26 protein-coding genes are annotated in these 26700 nt (G+C 65.6%); 14 read left to right on the top strand and 12 right to left on the bottom strand.

Annotated elements, in window-relative coordinates:
* Nucleotides 1-18: 18 nt before the first annotated feature.
* Nucleotides 19-624 carry a peptidylprolyl isomerase gene (locus B6V73_RS02350; protein ID WP_075775000.1) on the bottom strand — a complete coding sequence of 202 codons (606 nt, stop codon included), beginning with the start codon at nt 622-624 and terminating at the stop codon, nt 19-21.
* Nucleotides 617-1123, bottom strand: coding sequence for a peptidylprolyl isomerase (locus tag B6V73_RS02355; RefSeq protein WP_075775001.1), 507 nt, complete (start codon nt 1121-1123; stop codon nt 617-619). Before B6V73_RS02355 ends, B6V73_RS02350 begins: the two co-directional genes overlap by 8 nt.
* Nucleotides 1124-1303: 180 nt before the next feature.
* Between B6V73_RS02355 and B6V73_RS02360 the strand changes: the two genes are divergently transcribed.
* The 10 genes from B6V73_RS02360 to B6V73_RS02405 all read left to right on the top strand — a co-directional run bounded on the left by B6V73_RS02360 (nt 1304) and on the right by B6V73_RS02405 (nt 12876).
* Nucleotides 1304-2500 carry a phosphoglycerate kinase gene (locus tag B6V73_RS02360; RefSeq protein ID WP_075775002.1) on the top strand — a complete coding sequence of 399 codons (1197 nt, stop codon included), beginning with the start codon at nt 1304-1306 and terminating at the stop codon, nt 2498-2500.
* A 235-nt stretch (nt 2501-2735) separates the two neighbouring features.
* Entirely contained in the window at nt 2736-3629 is an 894-nt protein-coding gene (locus B6V73_RS02365; RefSeq protein WP_088718484.1) for a fructose bisphosphate aldolase, read from the top strand.
* Between the two features lie 645 nt (nt 3630-4274).
* Nucleotides 4275-4643, top strand: coding sequence for a response regulator (locus B6V73_RS02370; RefSeq protein ID WP_088718483.1), 369 nt, complete (start codon nt 4275-4277; stop codon nt 4641-4643).
* Complete coding sequence (locus B6V73_RS02375) at nt 4640-6574, top strand: chemotaxis protein CheA (RefSeq protein ID WP_088724407.1); 1935 nt, start codon at nt 4640-4642, stop codon at nt 6572-6574. Before B6V73_RS02370 ends, B6V73_RS02375 begins: the two co-directional genes overlap by 4 nt.
* Nucleotides 6571-7107, top strand: a complete 537-nt coding sequence (locus B6V73_RS02380; protein ID WP_075775006.1) for a chemotaxis protein CheW — start codon at nt 6571-6573, stop codon at nt 7105-7107. The genes B6V73_RS02375 and B6V73_RS02380 overlap by 4 nt, the downstream gene beginning before the upstream one ends.
* Nucleotides 7107-8810, top strand: coding sequence for a methyl-accepting chemotaxis protein (locus tag B6V73_RS02385; RefSeq protein WP_088724408.1), 1704 nt, complete (start codon nt 7107-7109; stop codon nt 8808-8810). The genes B6V73_RS02380 and B6V73_RS02385 overlap by 1 nt, the downstream gene beginning before the upstream one ends.
* A gap of 4 nt (nt 8811-8814) precedes the next feature.
* A complete protein-coding gene (locus B6V73_RS02390) occupies nt 8815-9297 on the top strand; it encodes a chemotaxis protein CheW (RefSeq protein ID WP_088723355.1) in 483 nt (160 codons plus the stop codon).
* A 2-nt stretch (nt 9298-9299) separates the two neighbouring features.
* Complete coding sequence (locus B6V73_RS02395; RefSeq protein WP_088724409.1) at nt 9300-10154, top strand: CheR family methyltransferase; 855 nt, start codon at nt 9300-9302, stop codon at nt 10152-10154.
* Nucleotides 10154-11269 (top strand): chemotaxis response regulator protein-glutamate methylesterase, encoded by a 1116-nt coding sequence (locus B6V73_RS02400; RefSeq protein WP_088724410.1) that lies wholly within the window; start codon nt 10154-10156, stop codon nt 11267-11269. The genes B6V73_RS02395 and B6V73_RS02400 overlap by 1 nt, the downstream gene beginning before the upstream one ends.
* Before the next feature lie 62 nt (nt 11270-11331).
* Nucleotides 11332-12876 carry a hypothetical protein gene (locus B6V73_RS02405; RefSeq protein WP_143597855.1) on the top strand — a complete coding sequence of 515 codons (1545 nt, stop codon included), beginning with the start codon at nt 11332-11334 and terminating at the stop codon, nt 12874-12876.
* Between the two features lie 18 nt (nt 12877-12894).
* Here B6V73_RS02405 and B6V73_RS20665 read toward each other — a convergent pair whose 3' ends face one another.
* Nucleotides 12895-13050 carry a hypothetical protein gene (locus B6V73_RS20665; RefSeq protein WP_168174849.1) on the bottom strand — a complete coding sequence of 52 codons (156 nt, stop codon included), beginning with the start codon at nt 13048-13050 and terminating at the stop codon, nt 12895-12897.
* Between the two features lie 359 nt (nt 13051-13409).
* Between B6V73_RS20665 and B6V73_RS02410 the strand changes: the two genes are divergently transcribed.
* The 4 genes from B6V73_RS02410 to B6V73_RS02425 all read left to right on the top strand — a co-directional run bounded on the left by B6V73_RS02410 (nt 13410) and on the right by B6V73_RS02425 (nt 17709).
* Nucleotides 13410-13706 (top strand): septum formation initiator family protein, encoded by a 297-nt coding sequence (locus B6V73_RS02410; protein ID WP_075775013.1) that lies wholly within the window; start codon nt 13410-13412, stop codon nt 13704-13706.
* Nucleotides 13707-13888: 182 nt separating this feature from the next.
* Nucleotides 13889-14914, top strand: coding sequence for a pyruvate dehydrogenase (acetyl-transferring) E1 component subunit alpha (gene pdhA, locus B6V73_RS02415; RefSeq protein ID WP_075775014.1), 1026 nt, complete (start codon nt 13889-13891; stop codon nt 14912-14914).
* Between the two features lie 14 nt (nt 14915-14928).
* Entirely contained in the window at nt 14929-16323 is a 1395-nt protein-coding gene (locus B6V73_RS02420) for a pyruvate dehydrogenase complex E1 component subunit beta (protein WP_088724412.1), read from the top strand.
* 12 nt (nt 16324-16335) lie between these two features.
* Nucleotides 16336-17709: a pyruvate dehydrogenase complex dihydrolipoamide acetyltransferase gene (locus tag B6V73_RS02425; RefSeq protein ID WP_088718476.1), complete on the top strand. Its 1374-nt coding sequence runs from the start codon at nt 16336-16338 to the stop codon at nt 17707-17709.
* 186 nt (nt 17710-17895) lie between these two features.
* Here the strand turns inward: B6V73_RS02425 and cysE are convergent, their stop codons facing one another.
* The 9 genes from cysE to B6V73_RS02470 form a co-directional block, all read right to left on the bottom strand.
* Nucleotides 17896-18702 (bottom strand): serine O-acetyltransferase, encoded by an 807-nt coding sequence (gene cysE / locus B6V73_RS02430; protein ID WP_075775017.1) that lies wholly within the window; start codon nt 18700-18702, stop codon nt 17896-17898.
* A 375-nt stretch (nt 18703-19077) separates the two neighbouring features.
* A complete protein-coding gene (locus tag B6V73_RS02435) occupies nt 19078-23052 on the bottom strand; it encodes a glycoside hydrolase/phage tail family protein (RefSeq protein WP_088724413.1) in 3975 nt (1324 codons plus the stop codon).
* A 12-nt stretch (nt 23053-23064) separates the two neighbouring features.
* On the bottom strand, nt 23065-23502 hold the full coding sequence (locus B6V73_RS02440; RefSeq protein WP_206185214.1) for a peptidase: 438 nt from the start codon (nt 23500-23502) through the stop codon (nt 23065-23067).
* Nucleotides 23499-24389 carry a DUF2163 domain-containing protein gene (locus B6V73_RS02445; RefSeq protein ID WP_088724414.1) on the bottom strand — a complete coding sequence of 297 codons (891 nt, stop codon included), beginning with the start codon at nt 24387-24389 and terminating at the stop codon, nt 23499-23501. The genes B6V73_RS02440 and B6V73_RS02445 overlap by 4 nt, the downstream gene beginning before the upstream one ends.
* Nucleotides 24386-25018, bottom strand: coding sequence for a DUF2460 domain-containing protein (locus tag B6V73_RS02450; protein WP_088724415.1), 633 nt, complete (start codon nt 25016-25018; stop codon nt 24386-24388). The genes B6V73_RS02445 and B6V73_RS02450 overlap by 4 nt, the downstream gene beginning before the upstream one ends.
* Nucleotides 25019-25028: 10 nt before the next feature.
* A complete protein-coding gene (locus tag B6V73_RS02455) occupies nt 25029-25691 on the bottom strand; it encodes a phage tail tape measure protein (protein WP_088724416.1) in 663 nt (220 codons plus the stop codon).
* Nucleotides 25688-25900: a rcc01693 family protein gene (locus tag B6V73_RS02460; RefSeq protein ID WP_075775022.1), complete on the bottom strand. Its 213-nt coding sequence runs from the start codon at nt 25898-25900 to the stop codon at nt 25688-25690. The genes B6V73_RS02455 and B6V73_RS02460 overlap by 4 nt, the downstream gene beginning before the upstream one ends.
* Nucleotides 25897-26226 (bottom strand): gene transfer agent family protein, encoded by a 330-nt coding sequence (locus B6V73_RS02465; protein ID WP_088724417.1) that lies wholly within the window; start codon nt 26224-26226, stop codon nt 25897-25899. The genes B6V73_RS02460 and B6V73_RS02465 overlap by 4 nt, the downstream gene beginning before the upstream one ends.
* Nucleotides 26226-26639, bottom strand: a complete 414-nt coding sequence (locus tag B6V73_RS02470; RefSeq protein WP_088724418.1) for a phage major tail protein, TP901-1 family — start codon at nt 26637-26639, stop codon at nt 26226-26228. Before B6V73_RS02470 ends, B6V73_RS02465 begins: the two co-directional genes overlap by 1 nt.
* Between the last annotated feature and the right edge of the window lie 61 nt (nt 26640-26700).

Consider the following 26700-nt stretch of genomic DNA (forward strand, 5'->3'; position numbering starts at 1 on the left):
GTAGCCCCCTTGCCCGTCTTACTTGTCTTCCACCGTCGCCTTGACGATGTAATCGGGATCCTCGACCACGCCGTTGCGCGCCGCGTCGCCCTTCTTGATCTTGTCGACCACATCCATGCCGCTCACGACATGGCCCACGACGGTATATTGCCCGTCGAGATGGGGCGCGGGGGCGAACATGATGAAGAACTGCGAATTTGCCGAGTTCGGATCGGCGGAGCGGGCCATGCCCACGATGCCGCGCTGAAAGGAGATGTTCGAGAATTCCGCCGGAAGGTCGGGCAGATCGGAGCCGCCCATCCCGGCCATCGAGGTATCTCCGCCCTTCTTGCCGAATTGCACATCGCCCGTCTGGGCCATGAAGCCGTCGATCACGCGGTGGAAGACGACATCGTCGTATTTGCCTTCCTTGGCGAGCTTCATCAGGCGCTCGGCGGCTTTCGGGGCCTTGTCGGTGAGCAGGTCGATCACGACCTTGCCTTCGGTCTGACCGCCGATCTGCAGCACGAGCTTCGGCCCGCCGGTATCCGGCACGCCAGAGCTGTCTTGCGCGAAGGCGGCGGGCGCCGAGACGACGAGGCTCGCGGCGGCGGCGAGGACGGTGCGGCGCAGGATATTACGCATCGGCGGCCACCTTCACCGAGATCATCCGGTCGGGGTTCGCCGGCGGCTCGCCGCGCGCGATCTTGTCGACATGCTCCATCCCCGAAATCACGCGGCCATAGACCGTGTATTGACCGTTCAGGAAGTGGTTGTCCTTGAAGTTGATGAAGAACTGCGAATTGGCCGAGTTCGGGTTCTGCGAGCGCGCAGCGCCCAGCGTCCCGCGATCATGCGGCAGCTTCGAGAATTCCGCCGGAAGGTCGGGATATTGCGACCCGCCCGTGCCCGCACGGCCCGGATTGTAGTCCTTTTCCATATTGGCGTTCGCGACATCGCCGGTCTGGGCCATGAAGCCCTCGATCACGCGGTGGAAGGCCACGTTGTCATAGGCGCCGTCACGGGCGAGTTGCTTCATGCGCTCGGCATGTTTCGGGGCGACGTCGCTGAGCAGCTCGATCACGACCGGCCCGTCCTTGAGCTCGATGATGATCGTGTTCTCGGGATCCTTGATATCGGCCATTGGGTCCTCCGTTGAAATTTGGGCCGACCATAGGAGCGAGGCCCTTGCGCGGCAAGGACAAAGCGCCGCAGTTCGGTCCGCCGTGTTGACGCGACCCATCGCCGCAGGCAAGAAGAACGCAAGCCGCGGGAGCGGGCCACATTCGCGATGGCCCCCTGCGCAGATTGGGAGAGTGATATCATGGCTTGGAAAACCCTCGACGAGGTCGATCTGGACGGCAAGGTCGTGCTGGTGCGCGTGGATATCAACGTGCCCGTGGAGAACGGAAAAGTGACCGACGCGACGCGGATCGAGAAGATAGTGCCGACCGTGCAGGACATCATGTCGAAGGGCGGCAAGCCGGTGCTGCTGGCGCATTTCGGGCGCCCCAAGGGGCAGGTCGTGCCGGAAATGAGCCTCGAGCCGCTGGTGCCCGCGCTGGAGAAGGCGTTCGGCTTCCCGGTGAAATTCGCAAAGGACTGCATCGGCGGCCCTGCGAAGGAAGCCGTGGGCGCGCTGCAGAAGGGCGAGGTTCTGCTGCTGGAGAACACCCGTTTCCACGCTGGCGAAGAGAAGAACGACCCCATGCTGGCCGCCGAGATGGGCGCGCTTGGCGAGGTCTATGTCAACGACGCCTTCTCGGCCGCGCACCGGGCGCACGCATCGACCGAAGGCATCGCGAAGATCCTGCCCGCCGCGGCCGGTCGCCTGATGGAGGCCGAGCTGAAAGCCCTCGAGGCGGCGCTTGGCGATCCCGAGCGTCCGGTGACGGCAGTCGTGGGCGGGGCGAAGGTCTCGACCAAGCTCGACCTGCTCGGCAATCTGGTGGCGAAGGTCGATCACTTGATCATCGGCGGCGGCATGGCGAACACCTTCCTCGTGGCGCAAGGCATCGACGTCGGCAAATCGCTGGCCGAGCGCGACATGGCCGACACGGCGAAGGAGATCATGGAGAAGGCCAAGGCTGCGGGCTGCAAGATCCACCTGCCCGTCGACGTGGTCGTGGCGCGCGAGTTCAAGGCGGGGGCCGAGAACGAGACCGTGGCCAATGACGCCTGCCCCGCGGATGCGATGATCCTCGATGCCGGGCCGAAATCGGTCGAGGAAATCAGTAAGGTCTTCGAGAACTCGCGCACGCTGATCTGGAACGGCCCGCTCGGCGCCTTCGAGATCGCACCCTTCGATGCGGCGACCAATGCGGCGGCGGCGAAAGCGGCCGAGCTGACGCGCGAGGAGAAGCTGATCTCGGTCGCGGGCGGCGGCGACACGGTGGCCGCGCTCAACAAGGCCGGTGCGGCGAAGGATTTCTCCTATATCTCTACCGCTGGCGGTGCCTTCCTCGAATGGATGGAAGGCAAGGTCCTGCCCGGAGTGGCGGCGCTCGACCAGCAAAGCTGAGCCGCGCGCCCTGAAAACGGGCGGGAGACAGGAAAGAGCAAACGGATCGGGCCGGGGCTGCGAAAGCACCCCGGCCTTGTCTTTTCGCGCAGCGTTTCAAGGCGCGCGAGGGCGGGGCCGGCGAGGACACGCCAAAATGCGCGCCGTTTCGATATGTTAGCGTCACCAGCGTTGCATCGCCCCGGCGCGGAAACTATCCCTTCAGACGACCCTATATCCCGCAGGAGGAATTCCCATGTCCAACGCCAAGCAGACCGAGCAGATGCGCGAGGGCAACGGCTTCATCGCGGCCCTCGACCAGTCGGGCGGCTCCACCCCCAAGGCGCTGCGGCTCTACGGCATCGAGGAAGATGCCTATAACAGCGAAGACGAGATGTTCGACCTGATCCACCAGATGCGCTCGCGGATCATCAAATCCCCCGCCTTCACCGGCGAGAAAGTGGTGGGCGCGATCCTGTTCGAGCAGACGATGGATCGTGACATCGACGGCACCCCCACCGCCACCTATCTTTGGGAAAAGCGCGGCGTGGTGCCCTTCCTGAAGATCGACAAGGGCCTTGAGGCCGAGGAGCACGGCGTGCAGCTGATGAAGCCGATCCCGAACCTCGACGCTCTGCTGGAGCGTGCCGTGAAGGCGGGCATCTTCGGCACCAAGGAGCGCTCGGTGATCTCCGCGGCCAATGTCGGTGGCATCAAGGCGATCGTCGATCAGCAGTTCGAGCTCGGGATGCAGGTGCTCAGCCACGGACTCGTGCCAATCCTCGAGCCGGAAGTGACGATCTCGATCTCCGACAAGGACGAGGCCGAGCAGATGCTGCTGGCCGAGATCCTGAGCCATCTCGACGCAGTGCCCGAGGGCAAGCAGGTGATGCTGAAGCTCTCGCTGCCGACCGAGCCGAACCGCTACAAGCCGCTGGTCGACCACCCGAAGGTGCTGAAGGTCGTGGCGCTCTCGGGCGGCTATTCGCGCGACGAGGCGAACGAGAAGCTGGCCAAGAACACCGGCATGATCGCGTCCTTCTCGCGCGCGCTGACCGAGGGCCTCTCGGCCCAGCAGTCGGACGAGGAATTCAACGCGATGCTGGAAGATGCGATCACCTCGATCCATGCGGCGTCTGTGGCCGGGTAAGATCGGTTACCGATCAGGGGGCGCTGCCCGATTCATAGCTGCCGGTTGGACACCTCCGACGCCGTGTCGGAAAGGGGGCAACGGCACGCGCATACCCGCTGCCGCGCCGATGGGATCGGTGGGCAGACGATGAACGCTGAGAGGGCGCGGAACCTACCGCGCCCTCTTTTTCTTCCTACCAGACCTAAGGCGCGGCAGCCCCTTTTCATGCTCGGCGAGCCTCCATGCGAAGCCCGCGCAAAGCGGGTCTGTCGTGTCTCTTGCGGCGCGTTCGCCTTGGGGTTCGCACCGGTGAAACAGCGCAGGGCGCTGGCGTGGTCGCCGCCGCCACGCATATCCACTCCCCTTGCACCGCGTTTCCGCGCGGTTTCGTTTCTCCGATCGAGACGGCGGCAAATTCAGCGGCGTTTTTAGGAAAGCCTTAAGGCGGCGTTGCTATGCCTCGTATGACCGCTTTGTTCCCGGCCCAAGAAACACGAGGTCTCGTTCATGCAACCGACTCCCGATGCCTCCGGCTCGACGTTACGGGGCTGGCGCCTCCGCAACTTCCCCGATTGCGCGGCGATCTCGGTCGCGAGGCTCCGGTCATCTCTTTCCGCGCGCGCTTTCCGAGACGCCTTCGAATTCCGACTGAGGTTTCAATAGATGACACGCAGTATTCTGGTGGTCGACGACTCCCTGTCGGTCCGACAAATGATCGCCACGACCTTGAAGAGCGCTGGCTACGACGTGGCCACTGCGGTGGACGGGCAGGACGCGCTGGACATCAGCCGGACCCGTAGCTTCGATGCGGTCATCACGGACCAGAACATGCCACGGCTCGACGGGCTGGGGTTCTGCCAGGCATTCCGGGCACGCCCCGCCAACCTCGGCGTGCCGATCGTCTTCCTGTCGACCGAAACCGCAGCCGCGATCAAGGACAAGGCCCGCGCGGCGGGAGCCATCGGCTGGATGGTGAAGCCGTTCGACCAGCAGAAACTCCTTTCGGTAATCGGCAAGGTGGTGGGGACATGATGGACGAAGACTCTCTCGACACCTTCCGCGCGGAGGCCGAGAGCCTCGTGGAAAGCCTGGAGCAGCAGTTGCTGGCCTTGCAGGACGCCCCGGGGGACCGTGGGCTGATCGACGGGGTTTTCCGCGATCTGCATACCCTCAAGGGATCCGGCGCGATGTTCGGGCGCACCGACATCGCCGGTTTCCTGCATGACTTCGAGACGGCATTCGTTGCTGTACGTGAGGGGACGGTGCCGGTGGACGAAGACCTGATCACGATCAGCCTCGCGGCGCGTGATCACGTCGCTGGCCTGCTATCCGGGGCTGCGCGCGATGACGGCAACGCCATCCTCAAGCGGCTCGCCGACCATCTCACCTCCGACGCTCCGCCGGCCGCGCCCGGCAGGCACCTGCGTTTTTTCCTGCCACCGGACACGCCAACGCTGGGCGGCCGACCAGAACTGGTACTGGAGGAATTGCAATGCCTTGGCGCGGCGCAGATCCTTGCCTTGACCGACGAGATTCCGCCCCTCGATGCGCTGGACCCGCTGCAGCTCTACCTCGGATGGGAGGCGTGGATCGACTCAACCGCGACCGAGGACGATATCCGCGGCGTCTTCCTGTTCCACGAGAACGGCCTCCGCCTCGAACTCGAGTCGTCGGAGCTGGCGGCCCCCCTGCCCCCGCAACGCGCGAGCCAGGAATCTGCGGCTCCGGAACAGGAACCCGCAACCGATCCGGCGCCGGCCCGGCCCGCGGAGGGGGCTAGCCGCGGCTCCGGTGCGCTCATGCGGGTGCCGGCCGAGCGCCTCAACGACATGATGGACCGTGTCGGGGAACTGGTGATCGCAGAGGCCCGGCTGATCGAACTGGCCTCACAGTCCGGCGACCCCGGGCTGATCGCGGTGGCCGAAGACATTCAGCGCCTGACCACGGCGATGCGCGACACGACGATGTCGATCCGCATGACCCCGATCGGCGCGATCACGGGACGCTTCCGCCGGCTGGTCCATGATCTGACCGGCAGTCTGGGAAAGTCGCTCACTTTCACGGTCGAGGGCGAGGAGACCGAGCTGGACAAGACCGTTGTCGAGCGGTTGACGGACCCGCTCATGCATATCATCCGCAACGCCGCCGACCACGGCCTGGAGGATGCGGCGACCCGGCGCGCGATGGGTAAGCCCGAGACCGGAGAAATCCGGTTGAAGGCCCGCTACTCCGGGGCCGAGGTGCTGATCTCGCTTGGCGACGACGGACGCGGTCTCGACCGTGCCGCGATCCGCGACCGGGCCGTGGAGCGCGGGCTGATCGCCGAAACCGCCGAGCTGAGCGACGACGCGCTCTTCCAACTCATCTTCGTCCCGGGCTTCTCGACCGCCGCTACGGTGACCGAACTGTCGGGGCGCGGAGTCGGCATGGACGTGGTGCGGCGCACGATCGAGGCGCTGCGCGGGACGCTCGAGGTCACGAGCGAACCCGGCCACGGCACGACGGTTACCCTGCGCCTGCCGCTGACCCTCGCCATCGTCGACGGTCTGCTGATCGAGGTGGCGAACGAACGTTTCGTGATCCCGCTGGCCGCAGTCGATGAGATCGTCGAGCTTCCCGCCGAGATGGCCATGCCCGACAGCGGCAACGCATTTCTCGACATTCGCGACAGCCTGGTGCCCTTCCTGCGCCTGCGCCATCTGCTGGACAGTCCGGGCGCCCCCGGCCCGCATCAGAAGGTGATCGTCGTGACCAGCAGCGATGGCCGCGTCGGACTGGTGGTGGACCGCATCATCGGCACCAATCAGACCGTCATCAAGCAGCTCTCGCCGCTGCATGCCGGGCTCAAGGCATTCTCCGGCGCGACGATCCTGGGCGACGGCGCGGTGGCGCTGATCCTCGACGTCCCGCAACTGGTCGCGCGCGGCCATAGCGAGGCCGAAACCGGTCAGGAGGCGGCATGACCCTGAACAGCGACCCCCGCGCGCTTGACGGTGATCTCGTCACCTTTCACCTCGCCGGTGAAACACTGGCGGTCCCGACAGCGCAGCTACGCGAGGTACTCGAACCGGGCGCCATGACCCGCGTGCCCGGTGCGCCCGATTTCGTCGCCGGGTTGATCAACGTTCGCGGCGCCGTGGTGCCGCTCGCCGACCTGCGGGTTCCGCTGAGAATGCCGCGCGCCACCGGGGGGATCGCGGCCCGTGTTCTGGTCCTCGATCTCGATCTCGAAGACCAGCGCAGCATTGTCGGCATCCTCGCCGACAGCGTGCATGAGGTCACGCGCATCCCGCCCGAATCCATCGAACGCATACCTCCGGTCGGCAGCCGCTGGCCGCCCCGCTACGTCGCCGCCGTCGGACGCTGGTCCGGCCGCTTCGTCACGATACCCGACCTCTCGACGATCTTCGGCGATTTTCTCATCGGGCGAACCGCCCAACCAGAAAGGCCCGGCGCAACGTCCGCGGGGTCCACACCGCAACCGGAGCATGCCTGATGCGATTTACCTTGAAACTCAAACTGGCCGCCACATTCATTCTTCTGATTGCCCTCGCTGGCACTGGCCTCGCATTCGCGATCCGCGATCTCGGACGCCTCAACGATCGTTTGGGCGAGCTGGTCAACAACTCCGCGCGCAGGATCGAATTGTCCCAGCAACTGAATGCTGAGCAGTTGCGCATCCAGCGCAACGTGCGGGAATACCTGCTGAGCGAACGCGCTTCCATGCGGACCGAATTGCGCAGCGAACTCGCGGCCGGGCGAAAGGCCCATGACGCTTTGGTCACCGACCTGCTTGCCCTGGCAACATCCGAGGGCAAGGCGGAAATCGCCACCTATACCGACATCAACGCCAAGCTGCGCGACATCAACAATCGCGCGATGGGCATGGCCGACAACGACGGGGCTTTGTCGGGCTACCGGCTCGTGTCGAGCGATGGACAAGCCCAGTGGACCGAAATGCAGACAAGCCTCGACGCAATTTTGGCTTCCAACCATGCCATCATGGCCGAGGCGATCCGGAACACCGATGCGCTCTACGCCAAAGCGCGACAGACCGTGATCGGGTTGATGATCGCCGCCGTGGTGCTCGGCGCCCTGACAGCCACGTGGATCGTGATGACGATCTCGCGCGGGCTGAATCGCTCGATCGAACTGGCGCGCCGCGTCTCGGAGGGCGATCTGACGCAAACGGCCACGTTGCGCGGCAACGACGAGGTGACCGATCTGCTGCGCGCGCAGAACATCATGGTCGAGAAGCTGCGCGACATCGTCGGCGAAGTTACCGGCGGTGCCAGCAACGTCGCCTCGGGCGCCGGCGAGATGGCGAGCACGTCAGAACAACTCAGCCAGGGCGCGACCGAGCAGGCCTCTTCGACCGAGGAAGCGTCGAGCTCGATGGAGCAGATGACCGCCAGCATCAAGCAGACGGCCGAGAACGCGTCCGAAACCGAGGGCATGGCCAAGAAATCCGCCGAGGACGCCCGGGCTTCGGGCTTGGCGGTGTCGCGCGCCGTAACTGCGATGCAGACCATTGCCGAGCGCATCATGGTGGTGCAGGAAATTGCGCGCCAGACCGACCTCCTGGCTCTCAACGCGGCGGTCGAAGCCGCGCGCGCAGGTGAACATGGCCGAGGCTTCGCCGTGGTCGCTTCCGAGGTGCGTAAGCTGGCGGAGCGCAGCCAAACCGCGGCCGGGGAGATCAGCGGACTGTCTTCGGACACGGTCAAGGCTGCCGAGGATGCCGGCCGGATGCTCGACGGTCTGGTCCCCGACATTGAACGCACCGCCGAACTGGTCAGCCAGATCAGCGGCGCCAGTCAGGAACTGGCCACCGGCGCCACACAGGTGAATCTGGCGATCCAGCAGCTGGACAAGGTCACGCAGGAAAATACTTCGGCGTCCGAGCAGTTGTCGTCGACCGCCGAAGAGCTGTCGGCTCAGGCCGAGACGCTGCGCGCGACGATGTCGCTGTTCCGGCTGGCTGACGGGATGGCCGCTCCCGCCGGGCACGCGGCGTCGTCCACGTCCACCGGCCGCAAACCGCAACGACGGGCATCGGCCGCGCAGCCCAAATCGCCACCCAAGTCCGGTGGCTTCGATTTCGACATGACCGTCAGCGAGGACGAGCTGGATGCTCAGTTCACCCGGGCCGGCCGCAACGCTGCACGATCAGACACAAGTCCCACAGCAAGGATGTGAAGACATGACACAGAACCACCGTACCGTCGTCACCTTCGGACTGGCGGACACGCTTTTCGCTCTGCCCGTTGCGCCCGTGGTCGAAATTCTGGACGTGCGGCCAATCACTCCACTGCCCCGAACGCCCGCACATCTGCTGGGGCTGATCGACCGTCGCGGCGCTTCGGTACCGGTGATCGATCTGCGCCGTCTTCTGGGACGCCCCGACTGCGATGACGCGCCAGATACGCGGATCATTGTCTTGGGGCTGCGCGGCGATGGTGATGCCGATCACAGTGTCGGGCTCCGGGTCGACCAGGTAATCGAGGTGACAGAGCTCGACGAGGCTGTCACCCGGCCGCTGGCCGAGGCGGATTTGCTGAAATGGCACGAATCTATGGTGGCCGGCATCGGTCGTCGTGACGGCGCCTTCGTGACAGTGCTGGATGTCGAAGGGCTCTTCGCGGACGACGTCGCTGTTCTCGCGTCAGCCGCGCTCGCCGCCTGACAATGGTAGACGCGGCAACCAGCACCAGCCACGCCAGGCTCGATCGGTTCCGCGACCTCGTTCACGAGGTCAGCGGCATCCGGTTGCGGGAGTCTAAAAACGTGATGATCGAGTCGCGCCTGCGCAAGCGTATGGTCGCGCTCGGCCTCCCCACGCTGGACGCATATCTCGGTCACCTGTTCGACGATGGAGCAATGCGCGAAGAATTGCCCCAAATCATCGATCTGATAACCACCAACAAGACCGACTTCTTCCGGGAGCCGGCACATTACCGCTTTCTGGAGGAGCGTATCATTCCCGAATGCCTCGCGCCTGCGCCCGCTGGACGGACGGTCCGGTTCCGGCTCTGGAGCGCGGCCGCCTCGACCGGGGCCGAAGCCTGGTCGGCGGCAATGCTGCTGGCCCGCGCGGCACAGGCTGATCGCCGGCTGGATTGGGCCATACTCGGCACCGACATCTCTCACCGGGTGCTGCAGATCGCGCGAAACGCCGTCTTTCCGCTATCGGATCTGGAGCCGGTCCCCCCGGCACTGCGCGACGCCTATCTCATGCAGGGCAGGAAAGGCCCGGTTCGGCAGGCACGAATTGTGCCGGAACTCCGTGCGCGGGTCCGGTTCGCACCGATGAACCTGATGGAGATACCCTATCCGATCGAAACCGGTCTGGACGTTGTCATGCTGCGCAACGTCCTGATCTATTTCGACCCGCCGACGCAGCACCGGGTGCTCGCCGCGCTGGCCCGACACCTGCGTCGCGGCGGCTACCTGATCGTCGGCCATTCCGAGTCCATGATCGTGCAGGTGCCTTCGCTCGTTCAGATGGCCCCCGGCGTGTTCCGCAACGAAGGAGCAACATGATGGCGCAGATCAAGGTTCTGATCGTCGATGACAGCGCCTCCGCGCGAAAGGCGCTGTGCGAACTTCTGGGCGCGGATCCGGCCATTCGGGTGACCGCGACCGCCCGCGATGCTTTCGACGCGGCCGAGAAAATGCGCGATGCGCTGCCCGATGTGATGCTGCTGGACCTGGAATTGCCGCGTATGAATGGGCTGACTTTTCTGGCCAAGATAATGGCACAGCACCCGCTGCCCGTCGTCGTCTGTTCGAGCCATACCGATGCCGGCTCGCATGCCGCGATGCGCGCGCTGGAAATTGGGGCCCGCGAGGTCGTGGGCAAGCCGCGCCTGACCACGCCCGAGGCCCGGCAGGAAGCACAGATCCGGCTCTCCGATGCCGTACGCGCCGCCGCGAAGGCGGGCGGACTTCGCGGCTTCGGCGATCGCGCGTCCGCCCGCCTGAAGGCAGAGCCGACCCAGCTCTCGCCTGGGCCGAAACTTACGGCCGACGTCATCCTGCCTCCGCCACGTCCCGGCGCGCCGATTCCCTCCGGCGTCGGGCCGCTCGTGGTGATCGGCGCTTCGACCGGGGGGACGGAGGCTCTGGCGACGCTGCTTCCGCGGCTTGCCCCGACGACGCCACCGGTCGTGATCGTCCAGCACATGCCGGAGAAATTCACAGCGGCCTTCGCCCGGCGGCTCGATGGTCTCTGTTCGGTCAGTGTCAGAGAGGCGGTCGATGGCGACCGCCCCGTCCCGGGCAGCGTGCTGATCGCACCGGGCGATCGCCACCTCATTCTGCGGCGGCAAGGCGCGGGCTATCGCGTGGGGATTCTCGATGGGCCCTATGTCGCACGGCATCGACCTTCAGTGGATGTTCTGTTCCGCTCGGCGGCGATCGCCGCCGGGCCGGCGGCGCTTGGGATCCTGATGACGGGCATGGGCGATGACGGCGCGCGCGGGCTGGCCGAGATGCGGGCGGTCGGCGCCCAGACCATCGCTCAGGACAAGCCGACCTCGGTCGTGTGGGGGATGCCCGGTGAGGCGATGCGCATCGGCGCCGCTGAACGGGCGGTTCCGCTGCAGGGGCTGGCGACGGAGATCGCGCGGTACGAGATGCGGGTCGGTGCGGCATGACCGATGATATCACGCGGTCGCTTGCCGCTCTCCGAACAGTTTCGGCGCAGCTGGCGGGCGAGTTGGAAGCCGTCTTCCTGAATGCATCGACCGCGCTATTCGCACGGCTCGACGATCTCGGTACGATGCAGACCATGCTGGGACGCGTCTCCGAGGCGTCCGGCCAGGAGGGATTGAAGCGGCTCGACGAGGCGGCGCGCGACGTCGGGGCGCTCCTCGAAAAGGTCGAAGCCCAGTTCGGCATGCTCGACGAGGCGGCCGAAATGCTGCTCGGCAATGCCGCAGAGATCCGTGCTCTGATCCCCGCTCAGGTCCGCAGAATTCGGCTTGCGCGAATGATCGCGACCAATGCCCTCGTCGTCAGCCGCGCCATGAACGAGGGGTCGTTGGCACGCTTCGCCACGGAGGCCCGGACAATCCTCGACAGGATCGATCGCGCGGTGGCAGAGCTGGGGGAGGAACTGGCGCAGGGCGACCGGCAGCTGGCCCACCTCGCCCCGGAGATCCGCGGCATGAAACGGACCGCGCAAGACATCGGGGATGTTCGAAGGGAAATCTCTGCTCTGCTCGGTGCGCTGCGTGGCAATTCCTTGCCGCTCCGGGCCGTGGAACAGGTCGGAGATGCGCGGCAACGTCTCGGATCCGCCCTTCAAAGCGCGGTGACCCATCTTCAATGCGGTGACGCGGCGCGGCAGAGGCTGGAACATGTCGAGGCGATAGCGGCGCGCGGCGAGGCCGGTCCGGCGGGCGTAAGACCTGCCGCCCGGGCGCTCGCGCAGCGACAGCTGCACGCGGCGATCGACGACTTGGGGATGGGCATCGAGGCCGCCCTGCCGGAGTTCGATCGGATGGGAGTGCAGGTCGAAAACGCGCGCGTCGAACTCGCCGGCATCGCCGAGGCTCCCTTGGCAAGATCACTGGCCGGCGTGGCCGAACGCGCCCGCCGGCTGGCGACCGGGGCAGAGCAACTTGCAGCGCAGCGTGATCGGATCGCGCCGGACATGGCCGCTCTCTCGGCCCTTTACGCCCGCAGTGCCGCGTCCGCCGCGGAAATATCCCGTCTCGACGAACGCATCCAGCTGCTCGGGATAAACGCGACCCTGGTCTCCGGCCGTCTGGGGCCGGACGGCGGAGCGACGCTCGAAGTGTCGGAGCAGCTGCGCGACTGCACACTCGAGATCGCGGCCGGGATCGCCGGGATCGTCCGCCTGGCCCTGTTGCAGGAGTCGAGCGCCGCGGTCTTCCTTTCCCCGGACGAGCAGAGCGGCGCGGATATCTCTGCGGTCAGGGCCATGGAGAGCCTCGCGGCGGAACTCGGCGCCGCGTTGGACGGCATGACAGATATGGTCCGCGCCGACCGCGATGGTCCCCTGCGGGATAGCCGGGCCGCGTTGGTGCGCTTGCTGAGCGAAGCACGATCGGCGCTTCCCCCGAACACGAACAATGCCTTCCAGGGCGAGATTTCGAACGAAATCGCCAGCTTTTTGGACGCGGTCGAGGCGAGTTACACCATGCCCGCAGAGCGCGAGGTGCATGCCGGGGTCTTCCCGTCATCCTCGGCGGATTTCGTATCCGTGGCACAGGAGGCCGAGGACATCTTCTTCTGAAGGTATCCGCATATTCTGTCACCAGTGCCAGCGCCCGGGCGCTGAAGCGTATCGTGTGCCGATCTTCGCCAGCGTATCGTCGGTGCAGCCAGTGTCGTAGAGACAGGCGTGACGCGCGCCGGTCACCGTGTGCGTTTCCAGCCATTCGAGGATGTAATCACCGATAGTCTTCACGATAGCGACGAGGGCTTGCCCCCCGCGCCTCGGCGGCGGGGGACGCGGTGATGCCGAAGAGCCGAATCTTCTTCGATCCGATCGCCTCGATGAATCCGGAGATGCTCACATGCGCGCGTTTCCATTAGCGCCTGCGTAGCCAGATGCGCGGGTGGGAACAAGTTTGTGCGCGACCAAGGGCGGTGCATGCGAGACAATTCGCCGACACGCAACTCTGCGCGGAATCTTTGCAGAATTGATCGCAGGGGGGATTCCAATGACGAATCACATGTGACATGATTCGAGATACAGGGCCCGGCAGAGGTCAGGACGCGGCTCCGGGGGACGGAGCGCGGCCGATACGGAAGAGAGGCAGGACAATGGTTATGAGACGCCCCACGATCGGGCCTCTGATTTTCGTGACCGTGGCGGTGGTGCTCGGCGCCTATTTCGCCTTCGCCGCCGTACAGGGACGCTACGGCATTCTCAGCCGCGTGCAGATCGAAGCGGAGATCGACGCCAAGCGCGCCGAGCGCGATGCGCTGCGCGCCAAGGTCGACCGGATGGCCAACCTGACCCATCGCCTCTCCGACGATTACCTCGATCTGGATCTTCTCGACAGTCAGGCGCGCGAAGTGCTGGGCGCGATGCGCTCCGACGAGATCGTGATCCGCTGAGAGGCTACTCGGCCTGCCCGTTTTTGCGGCACAAACATCGCTCGAAAACTGCCTCACCGGCCCTAGTTGAAACGTGAGCGCCATTCCCGCCCTGCGATGCCGCGGGGTCATTGCCTTCGGCCCGGCATTGCTGTAAGGAATGGTTTAACGCTAAACTATTCCGGCCAAGGGAGGTCTGACCAATGGCAGCACGGAAAGGCTCGGCGAGCGGCGCCAAAGCGGGCGCGAATGTCTCGGCCGAGGAACTCAAGCAATATTACCACGACATGCTGCTGATCCGGCGCTTCGAAGAGAAGGCCGGTCAGCTTTACGGCATGGGTCTGATCGGCGGCTTCTGCCACCTCTATATCGGGCAGGAAGCGGTGGTCGTCGGCCTCGAGGCTGCGGCGAAGGAAGGCGACAAGCGCGTCACCTCCTATCGCGACCACGGGCACATGCTCGCCTGCGGGATGGACCCGAAAGGCGTGATGGCCGAGCTCACGGGCCGCGACGGCGGTTACTCGAAGGGCAAGGGCGGCTCGATGCACATGTTCTCGAAAGAGAAGCATTTCTACGGCGGCCACGGCATCGTCGCGGCGCAGGTGCCGATCGGTGCGGGCCTCGCCTTCGCGGATAAGTACAAGGGCAACGACAACGTCACCTTCACCTATTTCGGCGACGGTGCGGCGAACCAGGGTCAGGTCGCAGAGACCTACAATATGGCGCAGCTCTGGGATCTTCCGGTCGTTTTCGTGATCGAGAACAACCAGTACGCGATGGGCACCAGCGTGAAGCGCGCGACCAAGTCGCCCGACTTCTACGAGCGCGGCATTGCCTACGGCATCTCCGGCGAGGAAGTCGACGGGATGGACGTGCTGGCGGTGAAGCAGGCCGGCGAGAAGGCGGTCGCGCACTGCCGCGCGGGCAAGGGCCCCTACATCCTCGAGATCAAGACCTATCGCTATCGCGGCCACTCGATGTCGGACCCGGCGAAATACCGGACCCGCGAAGAAGTGCAGAAGATGCGCGAAGAGCGTGACGCGATCGAGCAGGTCCGTCAGCTTCTGCTGACCGGCAAGCACGCGACCGAGGACGAGCTCAAGCAGGTCGACAAGGATATCAAGGCGATCGTCAACGGCGCCGCCGATTTCGCCAAGGAGAGCCCGGAGCCCTCCGTGGATGAACTTTACACCGACATCTACACCGATGTCGCGCCGCAGAACGCCTGAGGGGGGAAAGACAGATGGCAACCAAGATTCTGATGCCCGCGCTCTCGCCCACGATGGAAGAGGGCACGCTGGCGAAATGGCTCAAGAAAGAGGGCGACGAGATTTCGGCCGGTGACATCATCGCCGAGATCGAGACCGACAAGGCCACGATGGAATTCGAAGCGGTCGACGAAGGCACGCTGGGCAAGATCCTCGTCGCCGAAGGCACCTCCGGCGTGAAGGTCAACGACCCGATCGCGGTGCTGCTGGAAGAAGGCGAAGACGCCTCCGCCGCGGAAGAGGCCGAAGAGCCCGACACCGGGTCGGACGCCGCCGAGAGCGACGACAGCGACGAACCCGCGAAAACTCCGGCCAAGGCGAAGTCCTCGGACGACGGCGACGACATGCCCAAGCCCGACACCACGCCGGATTGGCCCGAAGGCACGCCGATGAAGACGCAGACCGTCCGCGAGGCGCTGCGTGATGCAATGGCCGAGGAAATGCGCGCCGACGACACCGTCTTCGTGATGGGCGAGGAAGTCGCCGAATACCAAGGCGCCTACAAGGTCACGCAGGGCCTGCTCGACGAGTTCGGCGACCGTCGCGTGATCGATACGCCCATCACCGAGCATGGTTTCGCCGGTCTCGGCGTCGGTGCGGCCTTCGGTGGCCTGCGCCCGATCGTCGAATTCATGACCTTCAACTTCGCCATGCAGGCGATGGACCAGATCATCAACTCGGCAGCGAAGACGCTCTACATGTCGGGCGGCCAGATGGGCGCACCGATGGTGTTCCGCGGTCCGAACGGTGCTGCGGCCCGCGTGGCGGCACAGCACAGCCAGGATTACGGCGCATGGTATGCCCATGTTCCGGGTCTGAAAGTCGTGCAGCCCTACTCGGCGGCCGATGCGAAGGGCCTGCTGAAAACTGCGATCCGCGATCCGAACCCGGTGATCTTCCTCGAAAACGAGATCCTCTACGGGCGGAGCTTCGAGGTGCCGGATCTGGAGGACTTCACGATCCCCTTCGGCAAGGCGAAGATCTGGCGCGAAGGCGCGGATGTCACCATCGTCAGCTGGGGCATCGGTATGAGCCACGCGCTCGAAGCCGCCGACAAGCTCGAGAAAGAGGGCATCGACGCCGAAGTGATCGACCTGCGCACCCTGCGCCCGGTGGATTACGACACGGTGCTCGCCTCGGTGCGCAAGACCAACCGCTGCGTGACCGTCGAGGAAGGCTTCCCCGTCGCGAGCTTCGGCAACCACCTGTCGGCCGTGATCATGGAGCGCGCCTTCGACTGGCTCGACGCCCCGGTGATCAACTGCACCGGCAAGGACGTGCCCATGCCCTACGCGGCAAACCTCGAGAAACTGGCGCTCGTGACCTCGGACGAGGTCGTCGATGCGGTCAAAAAAGTCACCTACCGGTAAGGGGATAGCGCAATGGCAACCCAGATTTTGATGCCCGCCCTGTCGCCCACGATGGAGGAAGGCACGCTCGCGAAATGGCTCGTGAAAGAGGGTGACGAAGTCTCCTCGGGCGACATCATCGCGGAGATCGAGACCGACAAGGCCACGATGGAATTCGAGGCTGTGGATGAAGGCACGATCGGCAAGATCCTCGTCGCCGAAGGCACCTCCGGCGTGAAGGTCAACGACCCGATCGCGGTTCTGCTGGAAGAAGGCGAAGACGCTTCCGCCGTGGACGAGGCCGAAAGCCCTGCCCCGGCCGCGGCTCAGGCCGAAGCGGCCGAGGACGCGGAAGAGACCAAGGAAGCCGACAACGCCCCCGCCGAGAAAAGCGGCGCGAAAGCCGGCGGATCGAAAGGTGCGGGCGCCGCGCCGAAGACCGAGAAAGCGCCTGCCGCGCCGCAGGATGCGGATGGCAAGCGCGTCTTCGCCTCGCCGCTCGCGCGCCGCATCGCCGCCGACAAGGGCGTCGATCTGGCCTCGCTCAAGGGCTCGGGCCCGAAGGGTCGTATCGTGAAGGCCGATGTCGAAGCCGCCGAAGGTGGCAAGGCAGCCCCGGCCAAATCGGACGCGCCGAAATCCGCGGATGCGAGCCCCGTTCCGGCGCCCGCGCCGACGGTATCCTCCTCTGCCATCGCCAAGATGTACGAGGGTCGCGAGTACGAGGAGATCGAGCTCAACGGGATGCGCAAGACCATTGCCGCGCGCCTCACCGAGGCCAAGCAGACGATCCCGCATTTCTACCTGCGTCGTTCGGTCAAGCTCGACGCGCTGATGAAATTCCGCTCGCAGCTCAACAAGCAGCTCGAGGGTCGTGGCGTGAAGCTGTCGGTCAACGACTTCATCATCAAGGCCTGCGCGCTGGCGCTGCAATCGGTGCCGGATGCGAATGCGGTCTGGGCCGGCGACAAGGTGTTCAAGCTGAAGCCCTCGGACGTGGCCGTCGCGGTCGCGATCGAAGGCGGGCTGTTCACGCCGGTGCTGAAAGATGCCGAGGCGAAATCGCTCTCGACGCTTTCGGCGGAGATGAAAGACCTCGCGACCCGGGCCCGCGACCGCAAGCTCGCGCCGCATGAATATCAGGGCGGCAGCTTCGCGATCTCCAATCTCGGCATGTTCGGGATCGAGAATTTCGACGCGGTCATCAACCCGCCGCATGGTGCGATCCTCGCCGTCGGTGCAGGCATCAAGCAGCCGGTGGTGAATGACGAGGGCGAGATCGAGGTGGCGACCGTCATGTCGATGACGCTCTCGGTCGATCACCGCGTGATCGACGGCGCGCTCGGCGCGGAGCTTCTCAAGGCGATCTGCGAGAACCTCGAGAACCCGATGCTGATGCTGGCCTGACCGGTCCGCACGTTTCGAGACGTTGAAGAGGGGGGCGCTGCCCCCCTCTTCGCATTCGCGAACTCGCCCCGGGGAGATTTTCACCAAGGAAACGATGCGCAGTCATTCGAGAGGCCTGGAGGCTTTTCGCGAGGCAACAAAAAAGCGGGGCCGAAGCCCCGCCTCTCGATTCCATCTGAGATTTGCTCAACTGCCGTGCAGCAGCTGGTCCATCTCGCTTGCCGGACGCTCGCAGCCCGCCTCGCCGACGATCTTCGCGGGAACGCCGGCCACGGTCTTGCAGCAAGGCACGTCCGAGAGGACGACCGACCCCGCCGCGATCCGGCTGTTGTCGCCGACATGGATATTGCCAAGCACCTTCGCACCGGCGCCGATCAGCACGCCATTGCCGATCTTCGGGTGACGGTCCTCGTCTTCCTTGCCGGTGCCGCCCAGCGTCACCGAATGCAGCATCGAGACATTGTCTCCCACCACGGCCGTTTCGCCGATCACGATCGAATGGGCGTGGTCCATCATGATTCCGCGGCCGATCTTCGCACCCGGATGGATGTCGACGCCAAAAAGCTCCGAAGCGCGCATCTGCACGAAATAGGCCATGTCGCGACGCCCGTTCGTGAACAGCCAATGCGCAATCCGGTAGCTTTGCAGCGCCTGGAACCCCTTGAAGAACAACAACGGCTGGATCAGGCGGTGGCAGGCCGGGTCGCGCTCATGCACGGCGACGAGATCGGCGCGGGCCGCCTGCCCCAGATCGGGATCGGCCGCGAAAGCTTCCTCGGCGATCTCGCGCAGGATCTGCTCGCTCATCTCCGCCGAGGCCAGCTTCATCGAGAAACGGTAGGCCAGCGCGCGTTCCAGCGTCGGGTGATGCAACAGCCCCGCATGGATCAGCGCGCCCAGAAGTGGCTCGTCACGCACCGCTGCCCGCGCCTCGTCGCAAATCTGCGTCCAGACCGGATCGACGGTTGCAACCTTTGCCATCTGCTTGTTCATCGGATTACTCCCTCTTCGCGCGCAAGAACCTAACACATAGGTTTTTCGGCGGATAGAGGAAGGGGCGTTCGATCATTTCGGTTTACGGGCTGCCGCATGGATTGCCACGTGGCGAGCCCCGCGCAGACGCAGCCTAGCGCGGACAGATAGCGCGGATCGCCCGGCCCTGCCCGCGCCCGCGGCATCCTCAGCGCCATGCTCAGGATCGCGCCATTGCCCCAGCAGGGGTGCACACGACGCAACCTCTTGCAGTACCGATCGGCCGCATGGACTTGATCGAAAAGCCGGTGGAGTCGCTCCACGCGGCGCTCCTCCGGCCATAGCATCACCGCCCGTGCAAGCGTTATCAGATCGCCGTCGAGCACCGCGCGCATCTTATCCCGTCCAGATCAGCCGCGCCGGTAATCCCGGCCCGAACACATCCGAGATCTGCGCCACCTCGAAGGTCGGCGCCGCGATCATCCCGTCCTCCGCGCGCTCCGCAGCGCCATATGTCCATTCCGGCGTGCTCACGATCACTTCGCGCCGGATCGTCTGCCCTTCTAGAACCCGCACCCGGTAACGCTCGGACGCCTCCCCCAAAGGCACGTCCAGCGCCTCCCAGTCGTCGCCCCCGATCCGGGTCCGACGCACCCAACTCAGCCGCAGATCGCCGCCCAGCGCCCCTGCGTGCAAATGACAAGGCGACAGTGGCCGCAACCCGATCCCCGCGAAGGCCTGAACCGTGTGAATATAGGAAGGGTCGTCATAGCCCCGCCCCGCCGGCCCCACGCGGTAGTGGCGCGCCAGATTACGTGCCGAGGGCGCGACCTCGATCTGGCGCGGTGCCCCGTCGAGCATCACGACGACCGAACCCTCCGGCCAGACATCGGGCATCACCGCGTCGCTGCCCGCCTGCCCGCGCAGCCGGGTCGAGATATCCCATACCCCCGGCTCTACCGGCTCGGCGGTGACGAACTGGAAGATCTCCCACCGATCCGACGAGCCATCGCCGATCGCCATCGCGTTGAGCCCGGCGAGCACACTGGCCTCGCTGGCGCTGTGCAATTCCCCTGAGAGCATCTTCACCCGCAAGCCCGGACCACGGTCCCACAGACCGCTCTGCGCGCGCGGCAGGATCGCCTGCGTCACCCCGACCGCCGCCTGCGTCTCGACCTTCGTGTTGAGCGCATAGCCCGCATCCTCCAGCGCCGAATAGAGCGCGGCAGCCCCCGGCCAAGGGCTTGCAGTGACCGCAAGATGCGGCGCGTAAGGATCTTCCGCCCCGGTCAAAAGCGGCAGATCGAGAAACACAGGCGTCACCGGCACCGGGGGCGTGAAGCTCTCGATCCGCGCCACCTCGTCGGTCTCTTCCGAGGGGTCGTAAATTCCCGACTCCACTCGCACGGCCTCCACACGGATCGCTTCAGCGCGTTCCATCCGGTCGATCCGGTAGCGCAGCGCGCCCTCCTCGGTCTGCAGCACCACGACATCCCCCGGCCCGAGCCATCCCATCGAAGGCGGGAGCGTGAACTGCACCGTATCGCGCGCCACGCGCGCCTCGGCGAGCCAGCGATGGACGACACGCATTCCCTCGGCCCGGGTCAATGCCAGGGGCGCCTCGCTCGCGGAGGCCGGGCCATCCACCTCATCAGGAAAGATCGCCTCCACCGCGCGGGTCTCGAAACTGCCATCGGCCTCGACATAGGCGAGCCGGACCCGTCCCGCGATCTCTGCCTCCGGGACGCGCCGCGTCTCGAGGCTCTGATCCTCACCATCCAACGCCAGCAGCGGAGGCAAAACCTCCGCATCCACCGACGCATCGCGCATCCGGAACACCAGCACCCCGTCGCGCTCCAACGCATCGAAGCCGTAGATCAAGCTCAACGACTGCAATGCCCCGCGCGGCGTGATCCCCCCGGGCATCGCATATCCGCGCACCACACCGTGCAGCGCGCTCACGTCGAATACGGAAACGCCCGCAAGCGCACATATCTCGCCCACCACATGCGCCAGAGGCTGGGCCGTCGCCCGCCCCGAAATCCAATGTCCGCGCGCGTAATTCGCAGCATCTTCCCACAGGTCCGGCAACCCGGGAAATTGCGGATAAGGTCGCACGTCCCAAGCCCAGACATGGGCGTGCGACATATCCACCATCGGGCCGCCATAGAACTCCGAGACCGGGTTGCGCGCGTCATCCCCCCAATAAGATGTCATCGCCCGCAGATATTGCATCTGCATGTAGTCGTCCCGCCGCCCGTCCGAGTAATGCGGCAGCGCACTTTCCGAGCTTTTCGGATCGAGGAACTTGTTGGGCTCGTTGGTGCCCTTGTCGATCGCGGCGCAGCCCATCTCCGTAAACCAGATTGGCTTCGAGCGCGGCACCCAGGCCGTCGGCTTCTCAATTCGCACGCCGCCGATCCGCTCGTGATGGTCATGCTCCCACCAGCCGCGAATGTCCTTGTAGCGCCAGACCCAGGGCTCTCCGTGATCGCCATCGGTGATCTGCGTGCGGATCTGCGCGTCGCGATGCTCGGGCGAGGCGTAGTACCAGTCGAACCCCTCCCCGCCCTCGATATTCGACTGCAGGTAATCGAGATCGTAGATAGTGCCCCAATGCGCGTCCGCGTGGTGCTCGCCCTCCCGCCAATCCGACAGCGGCATGTAATTGTCGATCCCGATGAAGTCGATATCGTCATCGGCCCAGAGCGGATCGAGATTGAAGAACCGGTCGCCGTTACCCGGCTGGTAGCCGAAATACTCGGTCCAATCCGCCGCGTAGCCGATTTTGCACTCTGCCCCGAGCACCGCACGCACGTCCCGGGCCAACTGCACCAGTTGCGCCACCGCCGAGAAACTGTTGCCCGGCCCTCGGATCTGCGTAAGTGACCGCATTTCGGACCCGATGCAGAACACCTCCACCCCGCCAGCGAGTTTGCAAAGATGCGCATAGTGGAGAATGAAGCGCCGGAACGACCATTCCTCCGGCCCGCTATAAGTAACAGTCTCGCCCGACGCCGCGAAATCGGTCACCTGCGCCGCCCCAAAGAACGTCACCACCTCATCAACGGCAGCCGCCGCCCCATCCGGCGACCCGGCACGCCCCGGCGCCTCGGATGTCGTGATCCGCCCCCGCCACGGCAGCTTCGGTTGGCTCCGCGCATCGCTCCACGGATCGGGTAGCGCGTTACCCTCCAGCTGATCCATCAAGATGAACGGATAAAACGTCACCGCCTTGCCCGCCGCATGCAGTGCCGCAATCGCCTCGATCACCGCCGCATCCGCAGGCGTGCCTCCATAGATCGAGCGCCCGTCGAGCTTCGGCACCTCCGTAACCTCGTCGCGCCGCGCGCCAGACACACGCCAGCGCATCTCCCTGCCCTCGCGCCCGCGATCACCGACCTTCGGCCGCACCTGACACCGGTCGCAACGCAGATCGTCCCCAAACCAAGACACGACCAGCGACACGGCACCGCAACCGGGCAGTTCCTCGTCGAGCATCTCGACGCTCACGGCAAAATCCGTCCCGCCGTGCGGCGCATGCTGGTTTACCGGCTCCACCGCAGTGTCGATGCCCCATCCGCTGAAGAACGATAGCGAGGAGCCGGTCGGATACATCAGGTCCGACCCGGTGCCGTCCCCTCGCAGCTCCGCTTCGCTCACCCGCCGCGTCGCGAGCGAATACTCCCCCGTCCCCGGGATCAGCGCCACCGCCTCGATCGCCTGCGTCAGATCGGGCGCGCCGCGCACGCCTTTTCCCTGCGCCGGCCGCACCACCTCGAAGGTGAATTGCGGCACCCGGTTGCCAAACGGCTTGAGCTGCAGGTTTTCGAAGACGACATAGGCGATCCCGCGATAGCTCGGCACCGCGCCTGCACCCTCGACCGCCTCGATTTTCGGATCCGGCTGCTGATCCTCGGACCCTGTGTAGACCCGCATATTCAGATCGGACGGATCGAGCTCGGTCCCATCCGCCCAGATCCGACCGACGCGCAGGATCTCCCCCTCGCCCAGAGCCATCGCGAGGCTCACCGAATAGCTATATTCGACAAAGGTCGGCTCACCCTTGCCGCCGCCGCTCTTGTGCTTTGTTTCGATGAAACGCGTGGCCCAGATCACCTGACCTGCCACCCGCATGCGTCCCCAGTGCAGCCCGAGCCCATCGCCCTCGGACGCGCTCGTCAGGCGCAGCCGATCTACCCGGCCGGTCTCGACCGAGCCTGAACCGCCTCCCAGCAATTGCTGATCGATGGCCCGGCCCAAGGTCGCCCCGACCGCGCGTCCGATCACCGCGCCGGAGAGTCCCAGTATCGTGCCTCCGAACCCGGCCCCGATCGCGGCCCCTGCCGCTGACAGCAAAATCGTCGCCATTCTCCGGCTCCTTCATCGAAATTGAAAACGCGCCACGATGCGGCGCTGCCACGGCAGGCTGAGCGCACTCTCGCAGACCCCGTGCCCGGCATAGGCGTGAATGAAAGTTGGCTCCGCGCCGACCGCGCCCGCGATCCCGAGATGTTTCGCGACCGCTCCCGCACGCATCCGGAACAGCAGCACATCGCCCGACCGCTCCACGCCGTTCCATGCGGCCATCTGCGCGCTCAGACCGCGGAAGAACGCCTCATCGCACCCCGCCTCCCCCCAGTCCGGCGTATAGGCCGGGACGCCATCCGGCTCGCAGCCGTAAAGCTCCCGCCAGACCGCCCGCAGCAAGCCCAGGCAGTCGCAGCCCACACCGCGATGCGAGCCTTGATGCAGGTATGGCGTGCCGACCCAAACCCGCGCGATCGCCACCGCCCGCGCCGCCCGCTCCTCTGCGGTCACTTGAACAGGCTCCCACCCGTATTTCCGCCACCCTGCACCGGGTAGGAGGTCAACCAATCCTCGCCGGGAATATGCGGAAAGCCACGGAAATTCAGAAAGTTGGCGAACTTGCCCTTACAGGTCTCGGCCCGCTTGTCGCAGCCGGCCTCAAGTCGCACCACATCGCCCACCGCCACATCCGCGCCGATCCGCGCCCACAGTTCGATCTCGCGCCCCGCATCGCGTACCCGGTCCACCTTGATTACGCCGACCAGCCCTGCCGCGGCCCCCGAGATCACCCGAAACCGACCCTTCTCGAACCATCGCTCGGCAAAGCCACCCAAGCTGTCGAAGCCGAACACGACCGAGCCCTCGACAAAATCCACCGGCCCCTCGTGAAAGTAGCCCAGCTGCCCGGTATCGAAACGACACGCGCCATCGCCCAGCACCGCCGAACAGCGCGGATGATAGATCCGGCCCTTCTCGGCGCCCAACGCCTCGCTCAAACCCCGCAGTTCCGCCGTGAACGCCCCGGCCCCGCGCGCGATCTCGCCGAGATGCCCGCGAAACAACAGCGCACGCTGGCTCACATCCGCCCAGTTCACGATCCATGCGCGCACCTCGGCCCCATCATATCGCCCGGCCAGAATATCCGCTTCTGAGATCGCCTCCGAACTCAGCGCGCCATAGACCTCCGAGTTATCCACGGCCAAGCCAGTACCCTGTGCGACCGCCTTCGCCGTCATCCCGCTCTCCGGCTCGAACGCGATCCCGTCGAAAACCAGCCCTCCGTCGTGATCGGTGAAGCCAAGCACCACGCCATCGCGCCGCGCCACCGCCCAGGCCCGCGCGATCGTCGTTGTCCCGCTCTCGAGATGCGCCCGCAGCGCCTCCGGATAACCGCTCATATCCGCACCTCCACGACCGGCACCTGCGGCATGTCACCCGCCTGAAAACTCTGGACCGAAACCTGCACCGCATCGGTGTCGAACCGCACCGGCACGTCGAACTCGAACCCGGCGGTGATCGGCGCGCCGTCGGCGGGCGGATCGACGAAGGTCACCTGGCCCGTCTCCAGATCGACGGCCCAATCCACCGCTTCCGCCTGATAGCCGCCCTGAACACCCAGCTTCACCGTGCCCGCGACAGGCTTGGTGATCGGGCGGCGATACTCCGACCCGCCCGAGGCATAGAGCTTCGAGAGCGTGAACACCCGGCTCACCCCGTCGCCATGCCCGATCAGCTGGTCCTCGTAACCGACCGCCTGCGAGGGCGAACAGCTTTTGAAATCTGCCCAATCCTTCCAGCGAAACCCGTGCAGCTGCCCCCCGCGCGCCTCGAAGAAGGCCAGCAGTCGCTCCACGTCATCCAGCGACCGAAGCCCCACCCCCGCATCATAGCGCCTGCGCGAATGAGCCCAGGGGCTGTTGCGCTCCTCGAACCCGTTGGTCAGCGCCACGATCTCCGTGCGCCGCTCGGGCCCGCCAACCGAGCCGAAACTCTGATTCGCGGGAAATCTCACCTCGTGAAATGCCATATTCGCCCCCTCAGCGATTGCGCTCGCCACGCGCCAGCGCCCGGCTGACCTGCGCCGCGATCTGGCTCGACGAGCGTTGGAACCCGGCCACATCCGGCGTCGTGACATTCATCACCACATTGACCGCGCGGCCCCCGCCCTGCGCAGCCACACCCAGCCGCCCATCGGCCCCGCGGGTCAGCGGCATGATCGCCTCAGGCCCGGCCTCCCCCATCAGCCCGGTCGCACCGCGCATCGCGAAACGGGTCGGGCTCGACACAACGCCGCCCTTGGCGAACGCCCGCACGCGCCCCTGGCTGAACGCCCCGCCATCGGCAAAGGGAAACAGCCCGCTCACCAACCCGTTCACCCCGTTCGCCACCGCCCCGCCGATAGCCTGCTGCACCGGCCGCATCGCGACGTGATAGGCGCTGTCGGCCATGCTCCGCGCGACCTGCTGCAGCGCCTCCGACAGCCGCATCCCGTCGAACACGACCCCGTCGAAGGCGCTCCGCAGCCCCCGCCCGAACGCATGGCTCAATGTGCTCACCTCGCGCCCGGTGAAAGTCAGACTCTCCCGCATCGCGGACAGCTCCTGGTTGAACACCTCCGCCATTGCACTCGCCCCGCCAAGCGAGCGCTCCAGCTCCGCCGCCTGTCCACCAAGGTCATCCAACCCATCCGTCTCCATCATCGCTCCATCCTCTCCCTGTCGCCCGCGCCATCGGGAAACCGCGCCAGCAATTCATCGAGCCTCGCCCGTCTCATCGGACGGGCCCCCGCGCAGCCCGCGCCCAGCATCAGCGCCAACTCCGCCGGGCTCAGCGCCCAGAACTCCACGGGCTTAAGCCGCAACTCCTGCATCCCCACCCGCATCAACCCCGGCCAGTCGAGCCCGCTCACGCCGCCCCCTCGCCCGGCACCGAGAACGCCCGCGCCAGCAGTTCCGCCGCCTTGCGCGCGGCCGCCACCGGACCGCCGTCAATCTCAACGCTCCGCAGATCGCCCGCACAGCCCTGCCAGCCGCCGCCGCGCAGCCCCGCGACGATCACCGCCAGAACATCGCGGCTTGAGAACCGCCCCGCCTCGAACCTCTCGACCAGTGCGATCATCCCGCCCGTCTCGCCGATCTCGGCCTCCAGTTCCGCCAAGGCGCCCAGCGTCAGTTTCGCCACATGCCGCTGGCCGTTCAGCGCCAACTCGACCTCTCCTGCCCACGGGTTCGCCATCAGATCGCCCAGAAGCTCAGAGCACCGGCAGACGCCATTGCGACCTCGTAAGTCGCTTCGCCGTCATGGCTCCCCGCATAGTCGATCGAGGTGATCATGAACGGCCCCTGCACGATGCCGAAATCCGGGATGATCACCTGGAACTGCGGCACCTCGCCGTCGAAGAAGATCTGCCGCGCGCGCTCGTCGGTGCCCGCATCCTTGAACACGCCAGAGCCCGAGATCGCGGCCGAGCGCACCCCCGCGCCCCCCAGCAACTCGCGCCAGCGCCCCTCGCTCTCCAGAGAGGTCACATCAACCGTTTCCGCGTTGAAGGTGATACGCGTGGCACGCAGCCCCGCGATGGTCTCGAATGTCTGGTCCCCGTTCAGGTCCAGTTTGATCAGAAGGTCCTTACCGTTCTGCGCAACCATGGATTTTCTCCGCTTTTCGATATTTTGTTTCCGACAGAGCGACAATCGACCGGCCGAAAAG

This window comes from Thioclava sp. JM3 (assembly GCF_002213185.1).
GTDB classification, from domain to species: domain Bacteria; phylum Pseudomonadota; class Alphaproteobacteria; order Rhodobacterales; family Rhodobacteraceae; genus Thioclava; species Thioclava nitratireducens.